This window comes from bacterium, from assembly GCA_035527515.1.
In the GTDB taxonomy this organism is placed as follows: domain Bacteria; phylum B130-G9; class B130-G9; order B130-G9; family B130-G9; genus B130-G9.
Genome location: DATLAJ010000057.1, coordinates 1 through 12,309, shown reverse-complemented (window position 1 = coordinate 12,309; position 12,309 = coordinate 1). Strand labels below are relative to the sequence as shown.

Sequence of the window (12,309 nt, the reverse complement as noted above, 5' to 3'; positions counted from 1 at the left end):
CAGCAATCCTCCTACCAGATCATCACGCATGTAGGCCCCACACAGAAGTCGCGTCCCTCTGCGTCGCTCCCGATGAATCCGATGTGGACGTCTGGCCTATCGAACGAGACCCTGCTGTCCCAACGAAACACGCCCCGGCCGTCGTACGCATACACATCGTATGGTGTTGTTGTCGCCCTGTAGTTGGGAGGCAACAGCAGCCACCACGTTCCCCTCACATCCCTGTAAATCTGGGGTAGGTACCAAGGGAGCCCTTCCCGCGGGGACGACAAAGGACCCCCAACAAGTCGGCCTCCGGGGGAGAGAACGCTGAAGGCTGTCCGATACTGTGGGTCGGCCTGCGTGACAACATAATACACTCCCTCGGCCTGATCGTATTGAATTTGCCGCACTAGATTGTGAGGAAGCCCAGTGTTCCCCGTTGTGTACCGAGACCAGCTCTGGCCATCAAACCGAACCAGCCCGTCTTCTGTCCCGAACCACTTGACGTTCATTGAATCCACGCAGAAGTAGCGTATTGCGCAGCCTAGCAAGCTGCAGACCTGTTCGTCGTAGACCTCCCAAGACTGAGTTTTAGGGTCAAGGCATAGGACCGCGTATTCTGTGGAGGCTGCGAAGTCCCACGCGTTCCCCACAACGAAGTAGGCCAGACCGTCCGGCCCGAAGGCGGGATAACGAGCCCCATAGTAATCCATGTTTGCGCCATGGAGGATGTTCGAGATTTCGGAGACGTGTAAGTCATCCGGATTGCCGCCCGACCACCAAGAAACAAAGCTCCTTCTCTCCTCAATATCCCTATTGTCCGACCACCGCCAACTGAAAACATACACCCTCCCCCACGGGTCGCAACACATTGTGATAGGGGTCGTCGGCACTGCCTCCGTTATCTGCTTATCCTCAATCACTGTAGCCCCTTCGAGGCGCGCAAACCTGTAGTTCTCGAGGTAAAGTCCGAAATTCCGATAACCGACAGCGGACCCGAGCGTGTCTGCGCAAGTCGGACCGGCCAAACTGCCGGTCTCGACATATCCATTACGCCCATGCGCAATAAGCAGCCAAGTCGTGCCTTCTGAATCGACGGCCGCGTCGAGAACAAAGGTATTCGCAGGGCACTCAATAGGTTCAACAGTCCCGCAAATGATCCGATACAGTCCCGCTGAGCGGTAGTAGTACACGATATCCCCGGTCACCCAATCATACCCAGTGTCAAGCCAGTCTCCCGTAGAGACAACCACGCTCCCGTCCGTATCCGCGAAGGCACAGTGTATCTGCGGGAAGTCCGGCCTCTCGAAGTAATAGACCCAGGGATAATCAGCCGCTTGCCCTACGGCGCAAGACGTCAACGCAAATACCGCGGACAACAGAACGACCATCGCCAGTCGCAGCCAAGTCATTTCCACCTCCTTATTTCAGCTTCTGAATGGGCAGCACCTCGTCAGTGAGCGCTTTTACCTCGGCAGGCTCCAGAACAATGACGTCTATTCGTTCGCTTTCGTGTTCCGGAAGAGCGCAACGCGAGTCCTCTGTACCCGTCTGCCAGGGCCCGCAAGATATAAGTGGTTGGTCTTCCGGGGTCAACCTCTGCTCATCGACTTTGAAGTCGGATTGGACTTTGTAGTCCTTGATCTTGCTGGGGTCGTAGCGGTCTTCAGGATTACCGACAACGAAGTAGCCGTCGGACTGCTTCCAGAGGGCGGCGCGGATGTGATAGACGCCCTTCTCGTCGGGGAGTATCGGCTCGACAATCGGCTCCACCAGCGGCTGCGGACCTTCCGGCAACGGCGTGACCGGCGGCAGCTCCGCCCTCGGCGGCAGCAGCACCCACCTCGTCCGATACCCAAGATGGGGACCAAATACCGGAACCAGCGCACGCCTGCACCAGATCTCAGGATACACAAACACCTGCATCGTCTTCTTCTTGCTGAGATCATGCCCGTGGTCATCTTCTGCCCACACCTCGAGCACTGCCCACCCGATCGGCACATCACGGAGCTTGATCGTTGCCTCAGGCGGTTGCTCAAAGGCCGCCTCGGCCTCCCGTTCCCAGAGCGGCTGTCCGTGTATATATATGTCCCTGTTCCCGTCTCGTGGGAGCCTAGGCTTGTATCTATTCAGGGCTCTTGACCGAAGATAGACCTTGAACTTCCCTTTTAACGGAGTCGGCCTCAGAACCCCCGTGGGTACCCGCTCCGCACCCGGCTCCACGACCGGCGTGACTGGTGTGACCGGTGTGACCGGCGTAACTGGGGTGACCGGCGTGACCGGTATGACCGGCGGCTCCGGCAAAGGGACTGGCTGCGGGAAAGGCACCGGCACCGGGAAGGGAATCGGCTGCGGCCAAACAGACTCAAGTCTGACCTTGAACTCGATCTGCCGCGCGGTTTGTGAGACTGAAATCCTAAATCGCTCATGCCCCCTGTTCCCCTGCGCGTACTCCCTGAAGTTCGAGGTGGCCTTGCAGTGAAGCAGCTTGTGCTCCTTCCACTCGCGGTCCCCGTCCGGATGCTCCGGACTCGTTCCGGGGTCCCATTCGCCGATGGTGCCGTCCACGCGCAGAACTCGCTGCAAACCCAGCGCCAACATGAAATTCTTCCCGTCAGCGCAGCTGTAGTTGGCCCACCAGTAATGCGTCGTCTTAGTCGTTATTAAGAGCCACATGTTGTGCCTCATCCTACTCAAAGGATACCGCCTGTCCCTCTCAAAAGCAATCGCCGCTCCATCTCAAACGCCGCAAACTGCCTCGAGAATAGCGCAAGGACCTCTCGCCCGAACGCGGTCAGCTGAAGCCTTGCGCCCGAAAGTCCGCTGTCCGGGCAAAGCCCCAACTCCCTAGCGTAATTGCCATACCAAACAAACGACGCACGCTGCGAGACTCTCACCCATCGGCGACTGGAGCGGCAGAACGACACGAAGCTCTGCATCTGCGAATCAGCCGTCTCGAGCGCCCTCTCCTCCGATTGCTCCGCAGCTTTCAGGATGCAGAAAATGCCAAACTTGTGGCCGTTTGTGCAGCGAGCGGCAGAGAGCCCGGCGATCAGTATCCGCCTCTGCCGAGCCGTGAGCGCCCACGGGAACGAGGCGTCCAGCGAGGCGGCGTATGCCCTCCCCAGCTCCGTCAGCACTATCCTGCCCTCTTGCCGAATCAGAAGCCCAAAACTCTCCCCAAACTTCACCCAGAGCCGCGCGCGGTATTCGGGATTGCGTATCTGACGAGGGTTCTTGGCGAGGTTCGCAACGTTTTCGACCACCTCGCGGAACGTGGCGAACGTGCGCTTCCTCATAAATGCGAAGAACCCGTTGAGGTATGAGAGTCTGGCAAAGGCAGAGACGGGCGGCTTTGGGCAACTCAGTCCCAAGAGCCTCTCCTCCTGGGCCTGGAGCTCCTCGGCCAGTCTCGCCACTTTGCTCGGGGCAAAACGAACCCTGTAAAGCGGAGGGCTGTAACGAGGGAGCGTTTTGGGAAACGCCTCGGCAAAGTGAACGCCGATCACCCGCGAGAACGAGAAGCGCTCCGAGTAGTCGTTGACGTACGAGGCGAGCCGGTCGTAGTGGTCCCTGTTGGCGCGGCCCAATTGCAGCTCCAATAGAACCATCGAGTTGCTCGCTCTCTGTCTGAAGGCAAGGTCAACTCTACCTGAGGCGCACGCGTCTTCGCACCTTGTGGCCTCAAGGCCCGAGACTGGCAGGTGCTTTTTCACAAGGAACGACTCGACTATCTGAGGGTAGCGGAAAAAGAAGCTCTGGATCGCCCTTTCGTCCAACTCGCGGGCGCCCTCGTGCATCATCTCATTCCCAATACGTAGCGCAGCAATTGGGGTTCTCCCAGACCGAGACCTCTCGCAGGCCGACGACTAGGCCGCCTAAACGCTCCTTCAGAGACTCAAAAATCCACCGAGCGATGTTCTCGCTTGAGGGGTTCATCTCTTTGAACGGCTCAACATCGTTTAGGAGCTTGTGGTCCAAGCGGTCCAAAACCGCGTCAGTCGCAGCCTTGAGGTCCTTGAAGTCTATCGCAAGCCCAATGTCGTTCAGCGATTCTGCCCGCACCCGCACCTCGACCACCCAGTTATGCCCGTGCAGGTTCTCGCACTTGCCGTCGTATTCCCGCAATCGATGGGCCGCCGCAAACGAGCTCCTGACGGTCAACTCGAACATGGCACCTCACCCTCCAAGCCGTGCTTAAAACCTCGTCCCACAATCTGTTTTCGACGTTAGCCTGCGCCAGCGCATTGCCTACTCCTTCGGAAAATACTCCCTGTACTTGGCCACGACAGCCTCGCGTATCTTGCTCCTCAGCTCGGGCGAAAGCGCGGCCACGGTCGGCACAAACTCGCCGCCCTGCTGCCTCGCGGAGGGATAGCCCACGAACAGCGCCCCATTGGGCTTGATCACCACCTTGAAGCCCTTGACCAAGAGCTCCCCGTCAAAGGTTACATCCGCGTAGGCGTGAACCTGGCTCGCTCCCTCTTTAGACTCGAACGGATAAACCCTGACGTCGCTGACTTCCACGCCTCGGTTATACCCCGTTCTCGCCGCCTCAGTCAAGATGCCTTCAATTTCTGAGCCTGCGCCACAGGGGCGCAGAGAGGAAAGAGAGCGCCGCCACTAATGAACGCAAAAGGCTCAGAGAACATGATGCCAGCTGCATGATCTGCTAGGTTCTTCTCTGTGCTCTCTGTGTCTCTGTGATGGACATTTTGCTCTATTATCTCCTATTCCGGGGGCGCTCGCGGTAGCGGATTCCTTCCATCGAGATGTAAAGCGGATAAAGAGGGTTCGTGAACTTATACCAGCCTCGTTCCCTTTCCTTATCCTGAAGAACGACGCCTAATTCTCTCATCCTTCTCAGAAAGTTATGGAGAACCTTCTTCTCATCTACATTCAGCTTACTTTGAATCTCTGCTTTCTTGAAATGGGCCAAGGGACGCAGGCTCCCCAGTTTTCGCAAGATTGAGCGATAACGCTTGCTACGAATTGCTTGATAGACCCTCGGCTCGAGATACTTCTGCCCCATTGTCTCGGCGGCGGTCATCAGTCCCTTTATTGAGTCGTCTTCGTCTATGAGATCATCCTTGTTCGCCGTGAATACGGCGTCGCCGATCTCCTGCATGACAATCGGTAGCCCACCTGAATAGGAGACCATCACCCCAATCACTTCGCTGGATGCCTTGACGCCGACACTCTCAAATGCTCTCGTTAAAAAGGCTCTCACCTCATCATCAGAGAGTCCTTCTATCTCCACCACCTTGAAAACTCTCATAAGCGAAGGCTGTTGTTCCCCTAGCCTGAGTCTGATCTCCGGTATCGCGACCGGCATGATGAGCACGGGGAAACCCCTATAATGGAGCGCTATGTGGTCCACACAGCTTTTGTACCAATTTGCGAAATCGTCCTTCTTGCAAATCCCGTTTATGTCGTCCAGAACGACAAGAATGCCCTTTATTTTATCTTTTATCTTCTCGTTGATTTTGTTGATAGCCTCCGGAAAATCTCTAACCAGGTGAGATAGATCACTCTCGGGTGCATTGAAACCTAGGGAAACGGCAAAAAACCCCACTTGTTGTATGCGGCCCCCGAATACATCGCTAATCTTCTCGAACCAGCGTCGAGCATGAGCTTCATTAGCGATTCGCTCGAACACCCTCCGGACAAGTTCTTCTAGAGTAGTTACTCCGCCCAAGAGAACGTGAACGGTCAGGAAGTTGTACTGTTTGACAGCCAGGTCTCTCACGTAGTGGGCAAGCGAGCTCTTACCTATCCCTCTTTCGCCGACCAAGAAAACGTTCTGCTGCCTCCCGGATGCAGCCCGCCTGACAGAGGTGAGGATCTCTTCAATCTCCTTTTGCCGACCAACGAAGAACTCATAGGGCACCGGGCTACCCGGTGTGAACGGGCTTTCTTGTTTCATAGCGTCAGCTCCTTCTTATCTTCGCAAGCACCAGAGATGGGACTTGAGCACCTAAACACCGAAGGGCGATTCACGGCATCAGGCAGCCGGTATCTCCGCCGGACATGTCAATGCCCACGCCGGTCTCATCCGCCACCCAGCACCTGTTGTTTCCCTTCGTTGTGTAGGCGTCTTCGCCATCGGCGTCGATGAATATCCCAAGCGGCCGGCGAAGCCCTCTATCGTAAGGTCCGGCATACCCCAGGCACGCAACATCGATCTGGCTATAGAGGTCATTGCCGGCATTGTCGAGCAGGACGCCAACGCCGTCGCCCCCGTGGCCCATAGCATACCAGCCCTTGGCGGAGTAGTAATCGTCGCCCATCACGTCAACCACAATGCCGACCGAGGCGTCGAGCCCGTGACCGATCCCAACTATCCAGCTCCAGTATTCGTCGTTGCCCGCCTCGTCAACGAGAATGCCGACGCTGTTGTGGATACCTGCGCCGATAGAATAGCGCCTCGCCACATAGACGTCGTCGCCGGCCTTGTCGTCGAGGATACCTGTCGAGAACCAGTAGCTAGAACCTTGAGCGAAGTAGTCGCCGAGGTAGTAGTCATTGCCAGCGCCATCCGTGAGAATGCCGATGCCGCCCGCGCCTTGCCAACCCTCTTCATCGCGTCGCGGACCGAATCCGAAGCCCTGACCCATGCAGACGTAGCGTTCCTGGCCGGCCGTGCCCTCTCTGAAATCGACATCGGTGCCACCGATGAAGTAGTAATCATCGCCCTCCCTGTCGCGAAGGACACCTGAGCCAAACGTGAACCCGAAGCCCTGGCTGTACTCGGGCGAGAAGTAGATGTCGTTGCCCGATTCGTTGCTCAGAAGCCCGATTCCACATGCGGCGGCGCCCTGGGACATCTCCTTGCCCAGAAAGATGTCATCACCATACATGTCCTGAAGAACACCGATCCCGAATGTGGACGCGCCCTGGCAGTGGTTCTGCGCGATATACGTGTCGTCCCCGAAAGCATCTATCAGAACGCCGATCCCGAAGAGCCCCCACCCCTGGCAGCCGTCGCTGGCCGATTCGTAAGTGTCGTCCCCTGAGAGGTCGATGCTGACGGAAATCGGAGTATCATCCCCAGCCGCACCGGCCGTTCGGCCATAATAAACATCGTTTCCGCCGATATCGACTAAAAGCGCATTCCTCTCGCGCACGCCGTTCGTGGTGCTGTCGAAGAGGTTCTCCCCAGCTCCACCCACCATGACGAAGCCGATGGGAGTGTCGAACCTGAAGAGAATCGGCTCGGTTGACGAGTCATAGACACTGCCGAAGAAGTCCTCGGCGCGCCTGACGCCGGACAGAAGCGTAGCGCCAGCATTCAAGAGCTGCTCGAAGTCAACGTGGTCAAGCCATTCGTCAAACACGCCGCTCAGGAACGAGCCATTGTAGTAACAGAGCGCGTAGGCGTTCAGGACGTTGGTGTATATCTGGCTCCTCATGTTGGGCGTAACTCCGGCAAAAGCGCTGTCCAGCCTAGCGGAGGCGTCGTTCATCGCGAAGAGAACCATGGCCATCGCCTTGCGGAGCTCTAAAGAGAGGTGACCGGCCTGCGCGGCCAGCTCGTCACGTTGCGAGGGCGAAAGCGTCTCGTGATTGCGGCTATAAATCTGAACGATCGCGTCCTGAAGCGGCGTGTCGGAAAGGAAGTGGTCGTAGTTGGCGGGTAGGACAGTGGGGCCAAGCGGCGACGCAGCCGTCAGGACGTATTCCTGCAGCTCCTGGTCCGCGAACATAATCTGATCGGTAAGTTCCTTGGCGAAAGGCGGCCCAGCGAAAGCGTCGTCAAGGACCTCTTCAGTTATACTCAGGACGCACTTCTCGATGTAGGGATACGGGCCGTAGTAACCCTCCGTCGGCCTGTCGAGAGACTTACGGCTCATACACATCGTCTTGAGAGCCATATCGACCGCGTTGGGCTCAGCAGACGGCAGACGGCGCCCACGCTTCATTTCTACTCCGTCGAAGTGAACGGGAGAATCCGTGAGCCTTTCGAGTCGTGCGGGGGAGGCGCCGAACGCGCAGGCATCCAAAGAGTGGCGGTCTGGGAAAGAGGTTCGTCTCATGTTCGTATCGACCGCGAAGAGAACACCTCCACAGTTCCCGAAGTAGGCGACGCCGTCGTCCGTCATTGTGATACCACCCAGGATAGGCTTGCCGGTCAATGCAGTCCCGTCGATCTCAACGCCTGTATCGAAAGACCATGGAGGCTCAGAAGCCAGCGAAAGGCCGTAAACCTTGTGGTTGCTTACGCCGAAATAAACGGCACTGTCTGGTCCGAGAGCCGGCGGACTCGAGATGATCTCGATCGATGAGATGCTATACCTCCACCTCTGGTTTCCAGAGACGACGTCAACGCTGTAGAAAACACCCCCATTACTGCCAAAGAACACGCCCGTATCCACTACGACCGGAGACGAGAAGATGGCCCGACCGGTATCGAATTCCCACTTGAGAGCGCCCGACGGATCGACGGCGTATAGGACGCCGTCCATCCCGCCGGCGTAGATGGTGTCGTCGTTCCCCACACTGAAGGCGCGAGTGAGCCAAGTATCAGTCTCGTATCTTGCGAGCTCGTTCAGACCCTGATCAACTACATAGACCACACCATCATAAGAGGAGAATGAAAGCCGGCCGTCGGAGAGAAACGTCGGCCTGCTATCGACCCAGCCGCCCGTCTTAAATCTGCCAAGAATTTCGCCGGATGAATCCAGTTTATAGACATAGAAGTCGTCCGACCCGAAGTAGATGTTCCCCTCAAGATCGACGGAAGCCGTAGAGAAGATGGGACCCTCGGTCCAGTAGCTGAAGACAAACGTGCCATCCTTATTGAGGCAGTAAAGGGCGCCATCGAGCGCTCCGAAGATGATTCTGTCCTGATTGTCGAAGGTTGGATCGGCGACTATTGGCGCCCCTACGTTGTATCTCCAAGTTTCATTACCAGAGGAGTCGAGCGCGTAGAAGTTGCCGTCGCCAGAGCCGAAATAGACCGAGCCGTCTGCATCAACGAGCGGCTTGCAGGCGATCCAGTTGCCAGCCTTGAAATACCAGAGGACATCGGCGGGGTCGAGAGTTAGGGGGGGCTCCTGCTCGAAGCCTGCGTCTAGCTCTGAGATAACCTCGTTCCAATCAATGTCTGCCAAAATGTCTTGGGCACTCTGTTGCACCAGCAGGGGCCCGCTTGCCTGAGTCGCCCGAAACTCGCCAACTTGCGCGGGCTGGGCGAGAGAAACCACAAGCGGCAAGAGGACAAAAAACATACCTATCAAAACTCGATTTCTGCACATCGGCTCATTCCTCCATTGTGATAAGCTAATCGTTGAACCGTCAACCTCAGGCGCCGGTCATCGCGAAGTCAACCCTCGCCACACCTGTTGATGTCACGGCCGCCGCTGTGCAAAGAGCTACGGCACAACGGTAATCGCGGGGAACTGAGTGCTCGCATGTCCTTCCTTGTCAACCGCCAGTATGTAGTTCTCCAGAGCGATCGGCTCAACACCAGGGTTGATTTGGAGGCTGTAGTAGTAGAGCACCGCGTCTTTGTAGAGACCATAAATCGCGTAAGGCGTGATATCGACGCCTTGCGACACGCCAAGTGGATGATACTTCCATCTTACCGAGGCGATGTCGTAGATACCATCGGGGTCGGTCACGAGCGCCGCAACGCACAGTCGCCCACCGGTCTCGTACGTTACCCTGCTGTACGGATTGCCGGCCATGAGGACAATTGGTGCTGAGTCGCCGGCCGCGCGCGTGTATTCGGCGCCCTCGATCGCCATGGCGCGAGTTCTCCGCCAATCCGGTGCGAGGCTGGCTGGCAGATGGCCTTCCTTAGTTATGAAGAAGTTGGGCCACATCTGGCTCCTGTTGCCGACCGCATCCTCTGCTACAAGCTGAAGAGCATAGGCCTTGGTCGCGTCGATGCAAGATGCGGGAATTACGAACTCACTAGAGAAGATCATCGCATCTGCTACGTCGTCATAGCCCTCTCGCTCCAGCGTCCATCCCAGGTCGATGCCCTCGTAGAGAACCCAGACGTTCACAACGTTGTTCTCAGGATCGGTAACAAGCGCTCGGACTTTTAGCACACTATCAGCTGATGCGGAGACCTCGCTGTCCATATAGCCGGCAATGAGGATGTTGGGCTCGTCGGATGATGGATAGATATCTCTCTGGAGAGCATACATCACACCGTCCCAGCAGCCGACGTAAAGCGTTCTGTCCGGACCTATGGCCGGCGTGGGCCGTATCCAGTATTCGCCCTTCTGGGGGAACTGATCGCTGCCGGTCGGGATGAACATCCTGCCTATGATGACGCCATCCATCGAGAGCGAGAAGACCGTGTTGTCCCCCCCAATCATGTAGATATTGCCGTCCGCGTCGAGCATCGGAGACGACTGAACCCAGCTGCCCAACGTGATGCCCTGCAAGTTCGGGTCTTCCGTAAAGCCCGATTCACGCCCGTTAGACATAACCGAGAAGAGCTTACCTAAAGGCTGCTCTTGGCCGGGACCGTCGTAATACGTCCCGCAATAGATGTCGCCGTAAACGCTGATTGCCGGCGAGGAGTGGACCCACGTCCCAACCGAGCGACTCCAAAGCAGAGAGCCGTCGGGGGCGAAGGCAAAGAGCCGGTTATCGGGGCTGTCTGAGCCAATGTAGATGTTGCCGTTTATGCCAACCGCGGGCGAGGCGTGCACAGGACTTCCGAGATACCGACGCCAGATCAGATACCCGTTCGCCCCGTCGATTGCGTAGAGGTAATGGTCGTCCGAGCCGCAATAGACGACCTTGCCGTCCACGCTGACGGCGGGTGAAGAGGAGATCCAGCTGCCCGTGCGGTAAGTCCACATCACCTTGCCTGATTGGCTCACGCCATAGATGCGGCCATCGTGGGAGCCGACATAGACCATAACACCATCATGCCTTCCATTGTGATTTCCGTCCATGTAAGGCTCGGGAAAGTCGCCGTCGAAGCGGCCATTGCGGTTGAGGTCCTGATATGGTTCCTCGCTGCCAGGGTTCCACTGAAGGTCCTGAAAAACGTCCAGGAAGGGCTCGCCGGCATCATGCCAGTTGTTGCCGTTTAGGTCACAGAAAGGCTCCTGCACATTAACGACGGGCGAGGAAGTGATCTTGCCTCCGGTTGCGACCGACCATTTCATCCTGACCCTGTCCCACTTGCCGTTTCCGTTCCAGTCAATGAAGGTCTCGCCATCAGTGTATTCGCCATTGCCGTCACGGTCAACGTAAGGCTCCTCGCATATCTCGCTGTACATGGCGTATAGCCGACCGTCGTCCCCGCCGAAATAGAATACGCAGCGGTCTCGGGCGTTATTGCCATTCTCATCGATGAACGGCTCCGCGGGATTGCGGACGCCGTCACCATTGGTGTCAACAAACGGCTCCGCGTCGTCCCACTGACCATTGTCGCTCTGGTCCGTGAACGGCTCGCCCGCGTCGTATTCACCATTGAGGTTCTTGTCCAAAAACGGCTCGGCAGGGTCCCAGACCCCATTGCCGTTCTCGTCCGTGAACGGCTCCGCGATGTCGTAACAGCCATTGCAATTAGCATCGAGGTAAGGCTCACCTGGCCCAATCGCTGGAGAGGAGACCATCGGAGTATTGGCGTCATACCTCCAGAACAACGTGCCATCGGGGTTCAGAACGTAGAAGACCCCGCCGGTGCTCGTGAACACGATCATGCAATTGTCCCAGACGCCGTTATCGTTGAGGTCTTCGTAAGGCTCGCCCGCGTCGTAAACACCGTTGTCATCCGTGTCGAGGTATGGCTCACTTGGGCCAATCGCGCATGAGGAGTTGATCTTGCCCATCCCGACCGCGGTATAAGACCACTTGATGTTCGCATCGGGATACTCAGGCCCCTCAAGCCTCGAGAAACCAGAATGACGCGAATCGTAGTGAAGCCCGGCGCAGAACGGCTCGCTCTGCCAAGTGAGAGCCCCAAACGCTCCCAGAGGAACCAGAATAAGGGCTATAAGCAAAATGATGGGGACTTGACGCCAGACCAAGAAATACATATATCCGCCTCCTAAATCCTTTGCCACGCACTAGATATTGGCCAACATTCTATACTACGGTTTATATTCTGTGCGTTTCACCGCCCCGCTGTCAAGACAAATATCACGAGGAGTTTTCGTAATCACTCGATTTGGGCGCTTTGATGCTCGCAGTCAGGGCTTGGATTAGGGGTCATGGGCTACAAAATCTCACCAATCCTGAGAATCGGCGTCGATGAAATTCGACGGCATTGCCTGAATGCCCTGAAAGGGCATAATTTGAGTAGCCGCAGGTGCAACCTGCGGATCGAAATGGGCGACAACCGAGAAATCCCCT

The 12,309-nt window shown here is 56.9% G+C and carries 8 protein-coding genes; all 8 read right to left on the bottom strand.

Annotated features, from left to right (window positions below):
* Positions 1–11: 11 nt before the first annotated feature.
* Positions 12–1,394 (bottom strand): hypothetical protein, encoded by a 1,383-nt coding sequence (locus VM163_03900; GenBank protein HUT03014.1) that lies wholly within the window; start codon positions 1,392–1,394, stop codon positions 12–14.
* A 10-nt stretch (positions 1,395–1,404) separates the two neighbouring features.
* Positions 1,405–2,658, bottom strand: coding sequence for a hypothetical protein (locus tag VM163_03895; GenBank protein ID HUT03013.1), 1,254 nt, complete (start codon positions 2,656–2,658; stop codon positions 1,405–1,407).
* Between the two features lie 17 nt (positions 2,659–2,675).
* Complete coding sequence (locus VM163_03890) at positions 2,676–3,785, bottom strand: hypothetical protein (protein ID HUT03012.1); 1,110 nt, start codon at positions 3,783–3,785, stop codon at positions 2,676–2,678.
* A 1-nt stretch (position 3,786) separates the two neighbouring features.
* Positions 3,787–4,155 (bottom strand): 6-carboxytetrahydropterin synthase QueD, encoded by a 369-nt coding sequence (gene queD, locus VM163_03885; protein ID HUT03011.1) that lies wholly within the window; start codon positions 4,153–4,155, stop codon positions 3,787–3,789.
* Between the two features lie 78 nt (positions 4,156–4,233).
* Positions 4,234–4,545, bottom strand: coding sequence for a SpoVG family protein (locus VM163_03880; GenBank protein HUT03010.1), 312 nt, complete (start codon positions 4,543–4,545; stop codon positions 4,234–4,236).
* Positions 4,546–4,705: 160 nt separating this feature from the next.
* Entirely contained in the window at positions 4,706–5,908 is a 1,203-nt protein-coding gene (locus tag VM163_03875) for an ATP-binding protein (GenBank protein HUT03009.1), read from the bottom strand.
* Positions 5,909–5,978: 70 nt separating this feature from the next.
* Positions 5,979–9,239, bottom strand: coding sequence for a PQQ-binding-like beta-propeller repeat protein (locus tag VM163_03870; protein ID HUT03008.1), 3,261 nt, complete (start codon positions 9,237–9,239; stop codon positions 5,979–5,981).
* 117 nt (positions 9,240–9,356) lie between these two features.
* Positions 9,357–11,993, bottom strand: coding sequence for a PQQ-binding-like beta-propeller repeat protein (locus tag VM163_03865; GenBank protein HUT03007.1), 2,637 nt, complete (start codon positions 11,991–11,993; stop codon positions 9,357–9,359).
* Positions 11,994–12,309 lie beyond the last annotated feature (316 nt).

What these genes read in the sequence shown, in the direction of transcription:
- VM163_03900 (HUT03014.1), bottom strand. Translation starts at nt 1,394, where the DNA reads ATGACTTGGCTGCGACTGGCGATGGTCGTTCTGTTGTCCGCGGTATTT.
- VM163_03895 (HUT03013.1), bottom strand. Translation starts at nt 2,658, where the DNA reads ATGTGGCTCTTAATAACGACTAAGACGACGCATTACTGGTGGGCCAAC.
- VM163_03890 (HUT03012.1), bottom strand. Translation starts at nt 3,785, where the DNA reads ATGATGCACGAGGGCGCCCGCGAGTTGGACGAAAGGGCGATCCAGAGC.
- queD (HUT03011.1), bottom strand. Translation starts at nt 4,155, where the DNA reads ATGTTCGAGTTGACCGTCAGGAGCTCGTTTGCGGCGGCCCATCGATTG.
- VM163_03875 (HUT03009.1), bottom strand. Translation starts at nt 5,908, where the DNA reads ATGAAACAAGAAAGCCCGTTCACACCGGGTAGCCCGGTGCCCTATGAG.
- VM163_03870 (HUT03008.1), bottom strand. Translation starts at nt 9,239, where the DNA reads ATGTGCAGAAATCGAGTTTTGATAGGTATGTTTTTTGTCCTCTTGCCG.
- VM163_03865 (HUT03007.1), bottom strand. Translation starts at nt 11,993, where the DNA reads ATGTATTTCTTGGTCTGGCGTCAAGTCCCCATCATTTTGCTTATAGCC.